The 16,210-nt window shown below is 63.0% G+C and carries 15 protein-coding genes; 7 read left to right on the top strand and 8 right to left on the bottom strand.

From position 1 onward, the window contains the following. The first annotated feature begins 110 nt into the window (after nucleotides 1-110). From FB481_RS06895 to FB481_RS06880, 4 genes are all read left to right on the top strand, one after another. A complete protein-coding gene (locus tag FB481_RS06895) occupies nucleotides 111-848 on the top strand; it encodes a gluconate 2-dehydrogenase subunit 3 family protein (RefSeq protein WP_093500115.1) in 738 nt (245 codons plus the stop codon). 5 nt (nucleotides 849-853) lie between these two features. Then, a complete protein-coding gene (locus FB481_RS06890) occupies nucleotides 854-2,617 on the top strand; it encodes a GMC family oxidoreductase (protein WP_147175639.1) in 1,764 nt (587 codons plus the stop codon). After that, complete coding sequence (locus tag FB481_RS06885; protein WP_147175638.1) at nucleotides 2,614-3,840, top strand: cytochrome c; 1,227 nt, start codon at nucleotides 2,614-2,616, stop codon at nucleotides 3,838-3,840. Before FB481_RS06890 ends, FB481_RS06885 begins: the two co-directional genes overlap by 4 nt. A gap of 125 nt (nucleotides 3,841-3,965) precedes the next feature. Further along, the gene (locus tag FB481_RS06880) at nucleotides 3,966-4,451 is read left to right on the top strand and encodes a hypothetical protein (protein ID WP_147175637.1); all 486 of its coding nucleotides are present in this window, start codon (nucleotides 3,966-3,968) and stop codon (nucleotides 4,449-4,451) included. 9 nt (nucleotides 4,452-4,460) lie between these two features. On the opposite strand, the gene FB481_RS06875 is transcribed toward FB481_RS06880, so the two are convergent. From FB481_RS06875 to FB481_RS06860, 4 genes are all read right to left on the bottom strand, one after another. Then, on the bottom strand, nucleotides 4,461-4,643 hold the full coding sequence (locus tag FB481_RS06875; RefSeq protein WP_147175636.1) for a hypothetical protein: 183 nt from the start codon (nucleotides 4,641-4,643) through the stop codon (nucleotides 4,461-4,463). Between the two features lie 101 nt (nucleotides 4,644-4,744). Further along, on the bottom strand, nucleotides 4,745-7,198 hold the full coding sequence (locus FB481_RS06870) for a PAS domain-containing protein (RefSeq protein ID WP_178109845.1): 2,454 nt from the start codon (nucleotides 7,196-7,198) through the stop codon (nucleotides 4,745-4,747). A 154-nt stretch (nucleotides 7,199-7,352) separates the two neighbouring features. Then, nucleotides 7,353-8,111, bottom strand: coding sequence for an ABC transporter substrate-binding protein (locus FB481_RS06865; protein WP_147175634.1), 759 nt, complete (start codon nucleotides 8,109-8,111; stop codon nucleotides 7,353-7,355). 69 nt (nucleotides 8,112-8,180) lie between these two features. Then, nucleotides 8,181-9,083 carry a LysR family transcriptional regulator gene (locus tag FB481_RS06860; protein WP_147175633.1) on the bottom strand — a complete coding sequence of 301 codons (903 nt, stop codon included), beginning with the start codon at nucleotides 9,081-9,083 and terminating at the stop codon, nucleotides 8,181-8,183. Between the two features lie 111 nt (nucleotides 9,084-9,194). Here FB481_RS06860 and FB481_RS06855 point away from each other — a divergent pair, with 111 nt between their 5' ends. After that, complete coding sequence (locus FB481_RS06855; RefSeq protein WP_218571895.1) at nucleotides 9,195-10,088, top strand: alpha/beta fold hydrolase; 894 nt, start codon at nucleotides 9,195-9,197, stop codon at nucleotides 10,086-10,088. Nucleotides 10,089-10,245: 157 nt separating this feature from the next. Next, on the top strand, nucleotides 10,246-12,507 hold the full coding sequence (locus FB481_RS06850) for a TonB-dependent siderophore receptor (protein ID WP_147175632.1): 2,262 nt from the start codon (nucleotides 10,246-10,248) through the stop codon (nucleotides 12,505-12,507). Nucleotides 12,508-12,635: 128 nt separating this feature from the next. Here the strand turns inward: FB481_RS06850 and FB481_RS06845 are convergent, their stop codons facing one another. Next, on the bottom strand, nucleotides 12,636-13,061 hold the full coding sequence (locus tag FB481_RS06845; RefSeq protein ID WP_093500132.1) for an N-acetyltransferase: 426 nt from the start codon (nucleotides 13,059-13,061) through the stop codon (nucleotides 12,636-12,638). Between the two features lie 241 nt (nucleotides 13,062-13,302). Here FB481_RS06845 and FB481_RS06840 point away from each other — a divergent pair, with 241 nt between their 5' ends. Then, nucleotides 13,303-14,355: a DUF1176 domain-containing protein gene (locus tag FB481_RS06840; protein ID WP_147175631.1), complete on the top strand. Its 1,053-nt coding sequence runs from the start codon at nucleotides 13,303-13,305 to the stop codon at nucleotides 14,353-14,355. Here the strand turns inward: FB481_RS06840 and FB481_RS06835 are convergent. The 3 genes from FB481_RS06835 to FB481_RS06825 all read right to left on the bottom strand — a co-directional run bounded on the left by FB481_RS06835 (nucleotide 14,316) and on the right by FB481_RS06825 (nucleotide 16,167). Beyond that, nucleotides 14,316-14,984: a hypothetical protein gene (locus FB481_RS06835; RefSeq protein WP_147175630.1), complete on the bottom strand. Its 669-nt coding sequence runs from the start codon at nucleotides 14,982-14,984 to the stop codon at nucleotides 14,316-14,318. The genes FB481_RS06840 and FB481_RS06835 overlap by 40 nt on opposite strands. Further along, entirely contained in the window at nucleotides 14,977-15,618 is a 642-nt protein-coding gene (locus FB481_RS06830; RefSeq protein WP_147175629.1) for a hypothetical protein, read from the bottom strand. The genes FB481_RS06835 and FB481_RS06830 overlap by 8 nt, the downstream gene beginning before the upstream one ends. Before the next feature lie 120 nt (nucleotides 15,619-15,738). After that, nucleotides 15,739-16,167: a hypothetical protein gene (locus tag FB481_RS06825; protein WP_093500140.1), complete on the bottom strand. Its 429-nt coding sequence runs from the start codon at nucleotides 16,165-16,167 to the stop codon at nucleotides 15,739-15,741. Nucleotides 16,168-16,210 lie beyond the last annotated feature (43 nt).

The following is a 16,210-nucleotide window of genomic DNA, read 5'->3' as shown; positions in this document are numbered from 1 at the left end:
AGCAGTCGACGCGCGTCATGGATGCCCGTGCATCCGCCTGCCACCCTCGGGTGGCTCCGTATCAGACAGCCTGAGCCGGGCAGTGGATGCCCGGCGTTCGAGGAGATCACATGTCCAAAGAAGCCCCACGGGGGTTGAGCCGGCGCTCGCTGCTCAAGGCCTCGGCCAGCGTGGCAGCCGGCGTTGCCGCCACTGCCCAGGCCGCCACTATCAGCGGTGTGCCGCAGTGGCTGCCGTTCGACCACAACGGCCCGCTGCATTACGACGCCAAGGGCTGGCAGTTTCTGACCACCGATGAAGCCCGCGAACTGGAAGCCATTGCCGAGCAGCTGATTCCGGCCGATGACTTGTCCCCGAGCGGCAAGGAGGCAGGCTGTGCGGTGTTCATCGACCGCCAGTTGGCTGGCCAGTACGGTACCTACGAGCGCCTTTACCAGCAGGGCCCCTTCGTGCCGGACATCGAGCCGGGCTCTGAACAGTTGCCCCGCGAACGCTATCGCCTGGGCCTGGAGCAGCTCGGCAAGCATTGCCAACAGGCTTTCGGCAAACGCTTCAGCGAGCTGAACAGTGAGCAACGCGACGAGGTGCTCAAGGGCCTGGAGTCGGGCGAGGTCACCTTCGAGGCCATCGAGTCCAAGGTGTTCTTCACCCAGGTGCTGCAGAACACCATGGAAGGCTTCTTCGCCGACCCGATCTACGGCGGCAACCGCGACATGGTGAGCTGGAAGATGCTCGGCTTCCCTGGCGCGCGTTACGACTACCGCCCCTACATCGACCGGCACAACGAGAAGCTGGACCTGATACCGCTGTCGATCGTCGGCAGCTCGGCATGGAATCGTAAAGGATGAGCGGCATGGCCAAGAAACTGCCTGCAACCGACGTCGTGGTAGTAGGGCTCGGCTGGGCCGGCTCGATCATCGCCAAGGAACTGGCCGACGAAGGCCTGCGCGTGATGGGCTTCGAGCGGGGCGCCTGGCGTGACACGGCGAGCGACTTCAACATTGCCTCGGTAGCTGATGAGCTGCGCTACGTGCAGCGCCAGGAGCTGATGCTGCGCACCCGCCAGAACACCTGCACGATGCGCAACAAGCCCAGCGAAACCGCGATGCCGATGCGCACCTGGGGCTCGTTCCACCCGGGTAATGGCACCGGCGGAGCCGGCAACCACTGGGCCGGCATCACCTTTCGCTTCCAGCCCGAGGAATTCCGCCTCAAGAGCCACCTCACCGAGCGTTACGGCAGCAAAGCCATCGATGGCCTGACCCTGCAGGATTGGGGTACCACCTGGGAAGAGATGGAGCCGCACTACGACGCTTTCGACCGCGTCGCGGGCATCTCCGGCAAGGCGGGCAACCTCGATGGCAAGATCATCGAAGGCGGCAATCCCTTCGAAGGTCCGCGCTCCAATGAATACCCCAACCCACCGACCAAGCAGACCTACGCGCCCACGCTGTTCGCCGAAGCGGCGCGCAACATGGGCTACAAGCCGTTCCCGGTGCCGTCGGCGCTGGCCTCCCAGGGCTACACCAACCAGTACGGCGTGACCATGGGGCCCTGCACCTTCTGCGGCTTCTGCACCAACTACGGCTGCGCCAACTATTCCAAGGCCAGCGCCATCGTCAACGTGCTGCCGGCGCTGGTGCGCATGCCCAACTTCACCGCCAACACCCACTGCGAGGTGCTGGAAGTGACCAAGGACAGCACCGGCAAGCGCGCCACCGGCATCGTCTACGTCGACGCCAACGGCGAGAAGTGGGAGCAGCCAGCGGACATCGTGGTAGTCGCCGCCTTCACCTTCGAGAACGTACGCCTGATGCTGCTCTCCGGCATCGGCGAGCCGTACGACCCGATCAGCAACACCGGCACCACTGGCCGCAACTACGCCTACCAGACGGCCAACAACGTGCAGCTGTTCTTCGATGACAAGAACTTCAACCCCTTCATCGGTGGCGGCGCCATCGGCATGGGCATCGACGAATTCAACAACGACAATTTCGACCATTCCGGCCTGGGCTTCGTCGGCGGTGGCAGCACCCGGGTGACGCCCATCGGCGCTGCGCCGATCAACTCGCGCCCGGTACCGCCGGGCACGCCCAAGTGGGGCAAGGAGTGGAAGAAGACCACGGCGCAGTACTACGCCGCGAGCATGTCCATCGGCTGCGAGGCGAGCAACTACAGCGCGCGTACCAACTACCTGTCGCTCGACCCGACCTACAAAGACCCCCACGGCCGACCGCTGTTGCGCATCACCTTCGACTTCACCGAAAACGACCTGCGCATGGCCCAGTACGTGACCGACAAGACCGCCGAGATCGCCAAGGCACTGAATCCCAAGATGATGTTTGCCAGCCCGCGCAAGGGGCCCTGGTCGAACACTTCCTACCAGTCGTCCCATGTGGTGGGCGGCTTCGTGATGGGCGCCGACCCGGCGACCAGCTCGGTGAACAAGCATCTGCAAGTGTGGGGCGTGCCTAACCTGTTCGTGGTCGGCGCCTCGGCCTTCCCGCAGAACCCTGGCTACAACCCCACCGGCACCGTCGGCGCGCTGGCCTTCAAAGCCGCCCACGCGATCCGCACCCAGTACCTCAAGCGCCCCGGGGAGATGATCAACGTATGAAGACTCTTCTCAGCGTCAGCTTCGCCCTGCTGGCCACCGCCAGCACCGGGGCCCATGCGCTCGGTGGCCAGGACGCCTACGAGCTGGTAGAGAAAGGCCGTTACATCTCCACACTCGGCGACTGCACGGCCTGCCACACCATCCCCGGCAAACCGCTGTTTTCCGGCGGCGTGGCCATCGATACGCCGTTCGGCAAACTGCTGGGCGCCAACATCACCCCGGACCAGGAAACCGGTATCGGCCGCTGGAGCTTCGAGGAGTTCGAAGCCAGCATGGCCCGCGGCCACCGCCGCGACGGCAAGCAGCTCTATCCAGCCATGCCCTATTCGGCGTACACCAAGGTCACCCGCGCCGATAACCAGGCGCTATGGGCCTACCTGCGCACCATCGAGCCGGTGCACAAGAAGGTGGAGACCAACCAGCTGCCATTCCCCTTCAGCCTGCGCATGAACATGAAGGTGTGGAACTGGATGAACTTCGAACAAGGCGAGTTCAAGGCCAAAGCCGACAAGAGCGCCGAATGGAACCGCGGCGCCTATCTGGTGCAGGGCCTGGGCCACTGCGGCAGCTGCCACACGCCGAAGAACCTGCTCGGCGGCGACAAGAACGACGCGTTCCTGCAGGGTGGCGTGCTGCAAGGCTGGATGGCGCCCAATATCACCGGCGCCGCCCATGTCGGTCTTGGCGACTGGAGCGAAGCGGACATCGTTCAGTACCTGAAGACCGGCGCCAACCGTTTCGACATCGCCTCCGGGCCGATGGCCGAGGCGGTCGAGCACTCGACCCAGCACTGGCGTGACGAGGACCTGATGGCCGTGGCCGTCTACCTCAAGGACCTCGATCACGAGCACGACAAGCCCAAAGCGCTGGCCGCGGATGATCCGGTGATGAAGGCCGGCAGCGCCATCTACGCCGACCGCTGCTCGGGCTGCCACACGCCCAATGGCGACGGCATTGCCACACTGTTTCCCAAGTTGGCCAACGCGCCGCTGGTCAACGCTCAGGATGCCGCCTCCATGATCCGCGTGGTGCTGGCCGGTAACCGTGCAGTGAGCACCGATGCGGCGCCCACCGGCCCGGCGATGCCGGCCTTCGCCTGGAACCTGTCGGATGAGAACGTCGCCGATGTGCTGACCTACATCCGCAACAGCTGGGGCAACGCCGCCGCGCCGATCAGTGCCGATGAAGTGCGCAAACAGCGAGAGGCCCTGCAGAGCGAGTAAGACAACCTGCAGCGTTGCCGCCGGCCTGCGCCATCAGGTCGGCAGCGACGCCCACTGCAGGCCGGCAAAACTGGTGCGATAATCTGCGCCTTTCAAGGCCGGCGCCGTAACGCAGGAAAAACACGATGAAGAATTCGCAGCGAGGATCGGGCCACCTGTTCAGCCTGATGGTGATCGGGCTTATCGTCTGGGGCGCTTACGTCACCGTTTACGTGCCCTACGAGCACCGCAAGTCGATGGACGAATTTCGCAGCAACCCGCCAGCGGTGAGCCCGGCAAAAATGGCGGTGATCGATAGCTACAAGACTCGGCCGGCCCCAGCTCAACTACCCCATGGCGTGTACAGCGGCAGCGTCGAGCAGGACGGCTACCCGATGACCATCAGCTTTACCTTCGGTGACGACGGGCAGATCACCAAGAAAGCGCATATCAAGACCTACGATTTCTCGGCCTCGGCGCGTTATCGCCTCGACGGCGCGGTGATGCTGTTCAGTGACGTGAAAGGCGACGCGGTGCTGTTTCCGCAGCAGGGCGAACCGCTGGAGGTGATCAGCGACAGCGAGATTCATATCCCCGGGCCGGACAAGCCGCTGGTGCTGACTCGCCAGTAAACATGGGCGCTACGCGTTCTGGTCGCGCTCGTTGTCGATCAGCTGCGCCACCTTGGCGGCTGCCTCCACTTCGCTGGCGAAGAAGTGCTGCTGATCATCGGCGGTGACCACCTGAAAGATTTCTTCCTCGCCCAGGTGCCGCTGCTCTTCGGGTATCTCGCTGCCCTGCAATTTTTTCAATCTCACGGCCATCGCGGCGCACTCCTGATGGGTAACCCTGCAGCTATGACTGGCCAGGCTCCGGCGAAGTGCTGGGTAAATTTTGTGCCGGGTGATGGCAGCCGTGCGGATGCTCAGCCGCCGGACATGGCACTCTGGAGCACCTTGGTAAGGATGCGCGACAGCTGCTCCACTGAATAAGGCTTTTGCAGCAACTCGAAGCCGTGGCTGCCCTCTTCGGCCAGTACCTCGCTGTAGCCGGAGGTCAGCACCACCGGCAGCAATGGATGACGGTGCCGGATGGTCTTGCCCAAGTCGATGCCATTCATGCCGGGCATCATCACGTCGGAAAACACCACATCGAAGGTCTGGGCGACGTCTCCCAGAAGAGCCAGCGCCTGCCCGGCATTCCTTGCCAGGGTGGGCAGGTAGCCGAGCTCCTGCAGCGCGCTGATGCAGAAGTTGCCGACATCGATGTTGTCTTCGACGACCAGCACGCGGGTGCCGTGGGCACCCTCCAGCAGCTGCGGTTCGGCCATGGTGGCGCGAGGCGACGGCGCCTGCGCGACACGCGGCAGGTACAGGGTGAACGTAGTGCCCTCACCCACCACGCTGTCGACCACGATTTCGCCGCCTGACTGCTTGGCGAAACCGAACACCTGGGATAGGCCAAGACCGGTGCCCTTGCCCACTTCCTTGGTGGTGAAAAATGGATCGAAGATCGTCTCCAGATGCGCCGGTTCGATGCCGGTGCCGTTGTCGGCGATGGACACGGCGACGAACTCGCCATCGACCGCAGCGCCCATGCGACTGGCCGGAATCTGCATGCAGGGCGCAACGCGAATGCGAATGCGGCCCGCGCCGTTGAGCGCGTCGCGGGCATTGAGCGCCAGGTTGACCACGGCCGTATCGAACTGATTGGTATCGGCGTACACGTGGCACGGCTGCTCAGGCAAATCGAGGTGCAGTTCGATGCAGGTGCCGTTGAGGGTCGCCAGCATGTCGGTCAGGGCCTGCAGGCTTTTCCCCACTGAAAACACTTCAGGGTTCAGGGTCTGACGCCGGGCGAAGGACAGCAGCTGGCCGGTCAGCCGCGCGGCACGGTCGACCGTATCGGAAATCGCCTCTAGATAACGCAGCCGCCTCTCGTCCGGCAGGCCGGGTCGTTTGAGCAGATTGCTGGAGGAGCGGATGACGGTCAGCAGGTTGTTGAAGTCATGGGCCACGCCGCCGGTGAGTTGGCCGACCGCTTCGAGCTTCTGCGCCTGACGCAGCGCCGACTGAGTACGCTCCAGCTCCTGCTGCGCGCGCAACTGCTCGGTGATGTCATGGGCGAAATGGAAGGCGCCGATGACCTGCCCGTCAGCATCACGCAGTGGCGTGTAGGCCAGGTCGTAATGGCGCAGCTCATCTGTGGGCAGGCCGTACTGGGCGGCGACGCGGAAGGTTTCGCCGCTCAGGGCACGCTGCATGTAGCCACGCAGGCCGCGGCCCTGCTGCTCGGGAATCAGCTCGGGCAGCACTTCGCCGCCAGCCAGCGTCACGCCGTAGAGTTCACGCATGGCACGGGCGTGGGCCTGGTTGAAGGCGACCTGCCGGCACTCGGTATCGAAGATGCAGATCGGCACGGCGTTGGCTTCGATCACATCGTGGAACAGGCGCAGCTTGGCGGTGCGCTCAGCCACCTGCTGCTCGAGGGTGGCGTTGAGTTCGCGCAGTTGCGCCTCGCTGGCCTTGAGCGCGGCCTCGGCCTCCTTGCGGGCGCTGATATCGGAGGCCGCGCCCAGCCAGCTAGTGATGGCACCATCGGCGGCAAATAGTGGCACTGCACGCACGTGAGCCCAGCCGATGGTGCCATCGACCCGGTTGACCGGATGCTCGATGTGGTAGATGCCGGTAGCGATGGCCCGCTCGATTTCCGCCCGCACCATATCGCGGGCCTCGGCAGGAATGTATTCATCCAGCCAGTTGCTGTTGGTGGTTTGCGTATCGGGGATGAAGTTGCCGCCATTGAGCTCGTGCAACTGGCTCCAGTCGGCGCTGATATAGAAGCGCACCTCGGAGGACGAGCGCACCAGGGCGTCCAGGTGCTGCTCGCTGTCACGCAATGCCTGGGCGGCCTTGACGTGTTCGGTGGTCTCGCGGGTATAGCACAGCACGCCGGCGATCAGTCCGGCATCGTCACGCAGCGGCGAGAACGAATAGCTCCACCAGGTCTGCTCTGGTTCGCCGTGCCGCGCCGTTTTGATGGGCACATCGACGTAGCGCACAGCTTCGCCCTGCATGGCCTGCATCAGCGGCGCACGTACCGCTTCCCAGGCATCCGCCCACAATACCGGCAGCGGCTGTCCAAGGGCACCCGACAGGCGCGGCCCGAAAATCGGCCGGTAGGCGTCGTTGTAGAAGAAGGTCAGCTCCGGGCCCCAGACCAGATACATGCTTTCCGGGGAGTTGAGCATCAGCTCGAGCGCACTGCGCAGCGCCAGCGGCCAGGTGTCGGGCGTACCCAATGGGCTGCTTGTCCAGTCGTGATCACGGATTAGGGCGCCGGTCTCGCCGCCGCCAATCAGAAACGCTCGTTGTTCCATGGGACCCGCATTCATATCCATTGCAGTTGAACGACAGCCCTCGGGGCGGATGTGCCGGCCAGTCCAATGCCAGGAAAGGCAGCGCCGGATACAGAGTGCGATGTGACGCGGGCAGTTCAGACGCTATCGATAGGGTTGATCAGCCGAGCCTGGCTCAAGGTAGCCGATCATACGCCATCGGCTGAGCGTAACGCTGCTGAATACGCGCCAGCTCGCCACTGGCGCGCAACTGATCGAGGGCCTCAGCCCAGGCGGCGACCGTGGCGTCGTCACTGTCCTTGCTGAAGACGATGTACAGCGCCGAGCGGTACAGCGTGACCGGCACCCGCCGCAGCGTGCCCGGGGCGATGTCAAGCTGGGCGCTGTAATAGGCCACACCGGCATCGGTATCGCCGACGATGATGCCAGTGCGCCCTGCGAGCAGCATGCGATAGAGCTGCTGGCTGCTGGTCGCGCTCTTGTCCAGGTTGCCGAAACCCTGGGCCTCGAGCACGTCAGGAATAAGCCCGGCATGCCGGGTGGTGATCTGCGGCGCCTGGCGCAACTGCTCGAGGGAATCCACCGGCGGCGTTCCGACCAGTTGGTAGGGATGGATCGCCTCCTCGGCGATGGGCCCAACCCACTTGTACAGCGGCTCACGCTCGGGCGTGCGGAACATCGAATACATGATGGTTCTGGGGCGATTCGTCAGCACCAGGGAGCTGCGCATGCTCGGCACCATCACGACGTCGAAACTGTCGCCGGTCAGCATCATGATCGCCTGCACGATATCCGTGGCCATGCCGGTGAGTTGATCACCCTGCTGATAGTTGTAGGGCGCCCATTCCTCGGTGACGATCTGATAGGGCTCGGCCCGGGCGAAGGTGCCAAGCAGCAGGCAGAGCAGCGCAAGGGTCAGACGCGAAAGCTTCAAAGGGATGACCTGGGGTCGGGCGGCGCCGGAGTGGCAGGGGATAGTGTCTTGAGCATAGCCGCTACGATCTCAGCCGCGCTCGCTGGCCAGCGCCTCGACCATGAAGTCAACGAAGGCGCGAACCCGCGGCGACAGGTGCCGGGACTGCGGATAGATGATGGATATCACATCCGCTGCCGGCTCCCAGGTATCTAGAACCGGTACCAGCCGGCCAGCGTCGATTTCGCCTTTCACGTGATAGTCGTGAATCTGCCCAAGGCCGAAGCCGGCCAACGCTGCGGTATGCAGAGCCAGGCCATCGTTGAAGGTCAACGAACCTCTGGGCTGGAAAGCGCGCGGCTCACCCGCCGCCTGGAAAGCCCAGGCACGTGAGCGCCCGGTTTCGTGATAGGTCAGCGCCAGGCAATTGTGCTGCGCCAGATCGTCCGGCGATTCGGGCACACCATACCTGGCGAAGTAGCCGGGTGTGCCCACCACGCGACGGCGCACCTGAAGCAGCGGCCGGGCGATCAGGCTGGAATCTTCCAGCGGGCCGAAGCGAATGGCCACGTCCATACCTTCATCCACCAGATTGACGTAGCGGTCGGTGATCGAGACCGCCAGATCGACCTGCGGATAGCGCGCCTGAAACTCGCCCAGAAGCGGCACTACCCGGTTACGCCCGAAGGATACCGGCAGGCTGAGCCGCAGGGTGCCCGTCGGCTGTCGCCCCGCCCGGCATAGCACCAGTCTGGCGTCGTTGAGATCGGCCAGCACCTGCCGGCAACGATGGAAGAACGCCTCGCCATCGACCGTCAGATTGACGCTGCGCGTGGTACGTACCAGCAGTGCCGTGTCCACCTGGGCCTCCAGGCGCTTGATGGCATTGCTCACACCGGCCTGGGTAATCCCCAACGCCTCGGCCGCCCGTACAAAGCTCTTACGCTCGGCCACCTCGACGAAGATGCCCAGCGTCTTGAGATCCAGATCCATAGGTTTTTCACCCACTCATCATCCACCGTTATGAGTGATGTTACGCCACTGCCAATTTTCTGCCGAGCACTGCGCCCTAGGATAGGCATACAACACCACGAGAAATTGCCCATGAACCACACGACCTACGATGAAACGACTTTCGCTGCGACCTTCGAGCACCGCATGCAAGGCGCGCCAGGCGAGCGTCTGCACTACGTGATCGGCGGCCAGGGCACCCCCATGCTGCTGGTACCCGGCTGGCCGCAGACCTGGTATGCCTGGCGCAAGACCATGGTTGCGCTTGCCGAACACTACACGGTCGTCGCCGTGGACCCGCCCGGGCTCGGCGACTCGGACAAGCCCTATGGCGGCTATGACACCGACAGCGTGGCCAGGCGCCTGCATGAACTGACCCAGGCCCTGGGTTGGGAGCGCTTCGACTTCGTGGGCCACGACGTGGGCGTGTGGATCGGCTATGCCTACGCCAGCCTGTTTCCGCAGCAGGTTCGCCGGCTCGCTTTGCTGGACGCCACCGTGCCCGGCTTCGCGCCAGAGCAGATGTACGCTTTCGAGTCGACACGCATCAGCAAGAACTGGCACTTCTATTTCCTCGCCCAACCAGACCTGCCTGAAGCGCTGATCAGCGGCCGCGAACACACCTTTCTCAGCTGGCTCTTCCATGCCAAGGGAGCGGGCAGCGGCTGGCTCGAACCCCAGGCGCTGGCCGAATACGTGCGCTGCTATAGCGCGCCGGGTGGCTGGCGTGCCGCAGCCGCCTACTACCGGGCGCTGTTCGAAAGCATGGCGCAAAACCACGAGCATGCGCGCACGCGCCTGAAGATGCCGGTGCTGGCCATGGGCGGCGAGGCGGCACTGGGCAGCATGATGGAGAGCATGGCCCGCGAGGTGGCCGACAACGTGACAGGCGTGATCGCCCCGTGCGGGCACTACATCCCAGAAGAAGCGCCTGACTTCGTGGTCGAGCACCTGCTTGGTTTCTTGGAGTGGGGTGAGCGGTCGTGAAAGGAGGCTGCGTGGCTGCAGGGTCCGCAGCGGTGGTAACCAAGCGCTCTAGAGAATCTGTATCCATAAAGCCTGAAGATGATATAGATTATTATTCGCCACACCTCTATCTTTACCAACCCTATTCCCTTCGATCATGCGATCAGCAGGATTGCTCATGCCTATCCATCGTGCGCCAACCAAAACCGTACTGACCTCCCTATGGCTGCCTGTGTGCTTCGCGGCCAGCTTTTCTTCGGCAGCGGTCTACGCGCAAACCACGCTAGAAATTTCCCCGCAGGAAGCACAGTCAGCTGAAGCCGATGACGTGCCGGAAAACGTCCTGGAGCTTGAGGAAACGGCCATTTCTGCCAGCGCCGATGCATCGCGTGAAGGTCTGGTGCCTGAATTCGAGGGTGGCCAGGTCGCCCGCGGCGGTCGAGTAGGGATTCTTGGCAACAAGGACTACATGGAGACCCCTTTCACCTCCACCTCCTATACCAATCAGCTGATTCAAGATCAGCAGGCGCACAGCGTGGCGGATATCCTGCAGAACGATCCATCCGTGCGAATCGCTCGCGGCTTCGGCAACTTCCAGGAGCTTTACGTCGTACGGGGCTTCCCGCTCTATTCAGATGATATTTCCTACAACGGCTTGTACGGTCTGCTGCCGCGCCAGTACGTGGCCTCCGAGTTCATCGAGCGCGTCGAGGTATTCCGCGGTGCCAATGCCTTTCTCAACGGCGCTGCACCCGGCGGAACCGGCATCGGTGGCGCAATCAATATTCTGCCCAAGCGCGCGCCAAACGATCCGCTGACTCGACTGACCGTGGGTGCGGAGACAAACGGCTTCGGCACCGTCAGCGCAGATGTCGCTCGCCGCTTCGGAGAGGAAGACCGCTTCGGCGTCCGCGTGAACATGGCCAAGCGCGATGGCGAGACATCAGTGAAAGACCAGGATCGCACCCTGGACATGTTTGCTCTGGGGCTCGATTACCAGGGCGATCGCCTGCGCCTGTCTGCCGATATTGGCCATCAATACCACTTCATCGATAGACCACTGCCGAGCGTCACACCCACCGGCAGCATCCCCAACGCCCCAGACGCGAAGGAAAACTACGGACAACCTTGGACTTACTCGAAAGAGAAACAGACGTTCGGCACCTTCCGCGCGGAATATGACCTGTCTGACGCCGTCACCACCTGGGCAGCCGCGGGCATGCGCAAAGGTGAGGAAAAGAACGTACTTGCCAACCCATCGTCGAATGCCGCCGGCGTCACAACGGCCTCTCGCTTCGACAATTACCGTGAGGAAACCGTAACCACCGGCGAGGTGGGTATGCGTTTCAATCTGCAGACTGGGCCGGTATCCCACGAATGGGTCGTTTCAGGTGCCATGTACGACACCAAGGACAAGAACGCCTGGCAAGGCAACTTCAGTAGCCCTATTGCTGGCGACATCTACAACCCATTTGACGGCGTGAAACCAGACAACAATTCATTCAGCGGTTCGATGTCCGATCCCCACATCACTGGCCGAACGCACACGCAAAGCCTGGCGATCGCCGACACGCTCGGCTTCTTCGATAACCAGTTGCTGGTCACCCTCGGGGCTCGTCGCCAGGGATTGGACGTAACTGCGTACGACTACAACAGCGGCAATCGCACCTCGAAGTACAAAGAGTACGAAACCACGCCTGTTGCGGGAGTCGTATACCAGCTCAACGAGCAGGTATCGGTTTACGGTAACTACATCGAAGGTTTGACCGCAGGCGATACCGCCGGCTCAACCACTACCTTACCCGATGGAACATCTGCACCGATCCTCAACGCAGGCGAAGCTCTGGCCCCTTACGTCGCAAAACAAACCGAGCTCGGCGTGAAATACGACGGCGGCTTCGTGGGCGGCAGCATCGCGGTATTCCAGACCGAGAAACCGGTCGGCATCGTCGAAAACCAGATCTTCAAGGACGGTGGCGAGCAGCGTAACCGCGGCATCGAGCTCTCGGTTTTCGGCGAGCCCGTTCAAGGCGTCCGCCTGCTGGGCGGTTTCACGCTGCTGGATGCGGAGCTGACCAAGACCCAAGATGGAGCAAACGACGGCAACGAACCCATCGGCGTTCCCAAAGTCCAGGCCAATATCGGCGGTGAGTGGGACGTATCGGGCTTCAACGGTCTGTCGCTCAACAGCCGCGTGACCTACACCGATAGCCAATACACCAACAACGCCAACAGCCTGGAAATTCCATCGTGGACCCGGCTGGATATCGGTGCACGTTATGGCTTCAAGCTCGACGAGCGCGACGTAACCTTGCGCGCCCGCCTGGATAACGTCACCGGCCGTGACTACTGGGCGTCCACCGGCGGCTATCCAGGATCCAACTACCTGACGCTTGGTGAGCCACGCACGCTTTCGGTCAGCGCGACGGTCGATTTCTAATTCAGGAAAAACGCTGATTACAGAAAATGGCGGGACTAAAAGTCCCGCCATTTTTGCTTTTGACCAGCTCCTTCATCAGGCTGTACCGGGATGCTCCGCTGACGCGAATAACATTTCCCGGCAGAGCTTCACTGCAAACGCTTCTGAAAAAACAGACGCTTGTGCTCTGCCGGATAAACATCCAGTTCACCGAATTGGCTGTACCCGTGCTTCCTGTAAAAGTCGGGCGCCTGAAAGCTGAAGGTGTCGAGCCAGATTCCCGTGCAACCTTTCTCGCGCGCCACTTCTTCAGCCATGTTCATCAGCTGTGATCCAATCCCCTGGCCTCGCGCTTGATCCGGTATGGCGAGCAACTCGATGAATAACCATCGATAGAATATCTCTCCATAAAGTCCGCCAATCACCTCGTCACTGTCCTCGCTGCGCACTAGTAAGGCGATGGCCTCAGGCTTCGGATCACCAGCCTGGGCCATGTTGTAAGCTCGCAACGGGCGGAGAACGGCAGAACGATCTTCCTCTCCGGGGTTAGCCTTCCTCTCGATGCGCGTACTCATTTGCTATCTCCTTTCGACTCGTGACGTGGATACGCCTGACTTCGGATCAGTGTTGTAGCAAACACCAGATGATTGAAAGCAGAACAGTCGTCGAGCACCTACCAAGCCAGAGCGCGCAAGGGGCGGCCACGCCTCTCTGCTTCGTGTGGTAAGCCAGCAATCTGTTGTGCACCGCGACCGCCCCATAGGCGTAGCCCAACAAACCTGCCCTAATGGCACTTTTCCTTGCGCAGGTTCGCCCATGATTCGTCGCGCCCTCGCCCTGCTCGTCGCCCTGGCTGCCGGTAGCGCCGGCGCCGCCGAGCAGGTGCCGCTGTACAGCAATCTCAAGGACTGGCTGGTGGCCTGTGACAACACGCGCCAGTGCACAGCACTGTCCAACGCCACCGAGCAAGATGTGCAGACTTTGCCCACCTGGAGCCTGAGCGTGAGCCGTGAAGCCGGCCCCGAAGGCGCCCTGCATGTCGGCCTGTTCAGTTACAACAAGGCCAGCGGCCAGCCGCTGCTCGATGGCAAACCGCTGAAGGTGAAGCTGCAGCCGGGCCAACTGACCGAAGGTTCGGTGCCGGAGGTGTACAGCGTAGAGGGCGCCGATGCTCAGGCGCTGATCGCCGAGCTGCGTAATGGCCAGCGCCTGGTGTTGCCCACCGAGGAAGGCGAGGCGGTGACTTCGCTTAGCGGCATGAGCGCCGCTCTGCTGCTGATGGATTCGGTGCAGGGCCGCCTGGGCACCACCACGGCCCTGCTGCGCAAGGGCAGCAACCCGGCGAGCAGCGTGCCGCCCGCCCCCGCCGCGCCGCAGGCGCCAACCTGGCAAGCACCCAAGCCGTTGAGCGAGGCCGACAGCAAGCGCGTGCTGGACGCGGTGCGCGAGGCGACGCGCAGCGACTGGGAAAAGGACATGGTCGAGGCTGGCCTGCCCGAAGGCCAGGCCTTCGCACTAAGTGACCGCGAAGCGCTGGTCATCCTCAAGACCGAATGCGGCGCCTACAACTGCGCTTACAGCCTGTACCAGGCGCCTCTCGATCAACCCCAGCAGGCGCGCCAGGCGAGCATCCCGGAAATACCGGTCTTCGAGGAATTGCCACCCAGCGGCAGCGTCGAATTCGACCCGGCCAGCGGTGAGCTGAGCAGCTTCACGCTGGCCATGGGCATGGGTGGCTGCGGCTTTACCCAGCGCTGGCGCTACGACGGCCAGGGCTTCGTGCCGCTCCACGCCAGCATGCTGGGCACCTGCCTCGGCCTGGATTCGACCTACTGGCCAGTGCTGTGGCGCACCGCCGAGAGGCGCTGAATCTCTGGGAACAGCTTGCCCAGGGTACGCCGCGCCTGGGCCGCTTGCAGGTACGCATAGAGCAGGTCGGTCAGCGCCTCGATATCCAGACGGCGGCCGTCGAGCATCGGGTTGAACAGCCACAGCCGCAGGCGCATGCCCGCGGCGACCGAGCGTGCATCCGGCGCGGCCAGCGATTTGAAGCCTGGCGCCGTGAGCCCCTGCACGCGCTGACCGGCCATCACCGAGAACACCAGCGCCGTGCTCAGGTGATGCTGCTCGATCTCGAAGGCATCGAAGCAGTCCCAGGGCGTTGCCTCACGGGCGTTGGCAAATTGCACGCCGTCGGCAGTCAGCAGCATGGCTCGGCGGCCATTACGGCGGCTGAATGCCTCGGCGCAGGCCAGCAGCGCCAGGCCAGCCGCCAGCAGCAAGGCGCCGGGCACCCAGCATAGCCATTGCGCCGAACGCATGTGGATGATGCTCGGCAGGCTGACCAGCCAGCCGCCGACGAACAGCAGTAGCGCGGCCCCCAGGGCGCTGCACAGTGCCTGCCCGGAGGCACGCTCGTGGATTTCGTGACGCTGCTGCGGGCCGTCGGCCTGAGCCTGCAGCTCGCTGAGCAGCGCCGCGCGGCTGGCATCATCCATGCTGTTTCAGGGCATCGAGCTGCTGCTGGGCCAGGGCAGCCTGCACGTAGGCGGTCAGCAGGGCGTGCAGGTCATCGATATCGAGCTTGCTGCCGCCAGTGACAACGCCGGCGGAATGGATGCGCACATGGGGCTGAGGCTTTTTCAGCGCCATCGCCTGGTTGCCGAACAGCACCGACACCGGGCGGTGGGTCGGCAGCGAGGCGGTGTCGCTCAGGGTCAGTTTCTGCAGGGTCAGCAAGCCTTCGTCCTTGACGAATACGTCGACCACCTTGGTCAGGTCGACGGGGCCACTGAGCGCAGTGTGATGCAGCTCGCGGCGGGTCAGGCGCATGAACACCTCGCGGCCGGCGTTGCGGTGCTGCCAGGTGAGCAACATGAAAAACAGCGTCATGAAGCCACCGCAAATCACCAGGCCGGTCTTGCCGAAACTGAAGCCGCTCCACAGGATGCCCAGCGCGCCCAGGGTCAGCACCGGGCCGAGCACCCAGTAGCGCCTGGTGTTGGTGAACTCCATCTGCTCGGGAACCCGCTCGATGACCTGGGTCAGCTCGGCGATCACGGCGTCACGCTGGGCACCACGCGGGTACATCACGCCGTCGTCGGAGAAGCGCGTTGACAGAGGCTGGTTCATCGGAAAAATCCTCGCATAGAAATGATGCGCGGATTATCCGGTCCGTAAGACAGCCTGGGCAGCGCAGCGGCTGGCACTCACAACAATCAGCCGCCCGCTCAATACTCTGCCGTCTACGCCTTACTTGGCCTGCAAATAGTCGGTGAGGAAAGCCTGGGCATTGCCCTGCTCCGACAGGCCGTTGTCGTAGCCGACCATCATCGGTTTGGCTTCACCGGGCAGGTACAACTCGCCCCAGCCGTTGCGCACCAGCAGCACCACGAACTTCTTGCCATCGACCTGGGTGCTGTAGCGCGTGTCATCGGCATTCTTTTCCACATCCATACGCTGGATGCGCATGTCCCAATCGTGGTCCACGCCTTCGACCTGGACCAGCGCCTGATTTTCGCTGCGTGCACCGATGCGCAGCGTCCACACCTTCACGCCCTGCTCGCCGGCAAATGCCACCACCTTGGGTGCCACTTCCGGGCGCTCCTCGGCCTGTACAAGACCGCTGGCGAGCGCCAGCAGCATGGCCAGCAATGCGGTACTTCTTGCGAAAATCTTCATGCATCTACTCCCGTTGAAATCGGCCATTCAACTCAACGTGGTG

The sequence above is a fragment of the Pseudomonas sp. AG1028 genome (assembly GCF_007993955.1).
Classification (GTDB): Bacteria; Pseudomonadota; Gammaproteobacteria; order Pseudomonadales; family Pseudomonadaceae; genus Aquipseudomonas; species Aquipseudomonas straminea.
The sequence above is the reverse complement of the archived record's forward strand: the minus strand, read 5'-3'. Positions and strand labels throughout refer to the sequence as shown.

Excerpts from the sequence above, each read along its gene's own strand:
- FB481_RS06880 (WP_147175637.1), top strand. The coding sequence starts at position 3,966 with ATGAAGAATTCGCAGCGAGGATCGGGCCACCTGTTCAGCCTGATGGTG.
- FB481_RS06895 (WP_093500115.1), top strand. The coding sequence starts at position 111 with ATGTCCAAAGAAGCCCCACGGGGGTTGAGCCGGCGCTCGCTGCTCAAG.
- FB481_RS06870 (WP_178109845.1), bottom strand. The coding sequence starts at position 7,198 with ATGGAACAACGAGCGTTTCTGATTGGCGGCGGCGAGACCGGCGCCCTA.
- FB481_RS06855 (WP_218571895.1), top strand. The coding sequence starts at position 9,195 with ATGAACCACACGACCTACGATGAAACGACTTTCGCTGCGACCTTCGAG.
- FB481_RS06845 (WP_093500132.1), bottom strand. The coding sequence starts at position 13,061 with ATGAGTACGCGCATCGAGAGGAAGGCTAACCCCGGAGAGGAAGATCGT.
- FB481_RS06840 (WP_147175631.1), top strand. The coding sequence starts at position 13,303 with ATGATTCGTCGCGCCCTCGCCCTGCTCGTCGCCCTGGCTGCCGGTAGC.
- FB481_RS06875 (WP_147175636.1), bottom strand. The coding sequence starts at position 4,643 with ATGGCCGTGAGATTGAAAAAATTGCAGGGCAGCGAGATACCCGAAGAG.
- FB481_RS06860 (WP_147175633.1), bottom strand. The coding sequence starts at position 9,083 with ATGGATCTGGATCTCAAGACGCTGGGCATCTTCGTCGAGGTGGCCGAG.
- FB481_RS06825 (WP_093500140.1), bottom strand. The coding sequence starts at position 16,167 with ATGAAGATTTTCGCAAGAAGTACCGCATTGCTGGCCATGCTGCTGGCG.
- FB481_RS06885 (WP_147175638.1), top strand. The coding sequence starts at position 2,614 with ATGAAGACTCTTCTCAGCGTCAGCTTCGCCCTGCTGGCCACCGCCAGC.
- FB481_RS06835 (WP_147175630.1), bottom strand. The coding sequence starts at position 14,984 with ATGGATGATGCCAGCCGCGCGGCGCTGCTCAGCGAGCTGCAGGCTCAG.
- FB481_RS06890 (WP_147175639.1), top strand. The coding sequence starts at position 854 with ATGGCCAAGAAACTGCCTGCAACCGACGTCGTGGTAGTAGGGCTCGGC.
- FB481_RS06830 (WP_147175629.1), bottom strand. The coding sequence starts at position 15,618 with ATGAACCAGCCTCTGTCAACGCGCTTCTCCGACGACGGCGTGATGTAC.
- FB481_RS06850 (WP_147175632.1), top strand. The coding sequence starts at position 10,246 with ATGCCTATCCATCGTGCGCCAACCAAAACCGTACTGACCTCCCTATGG.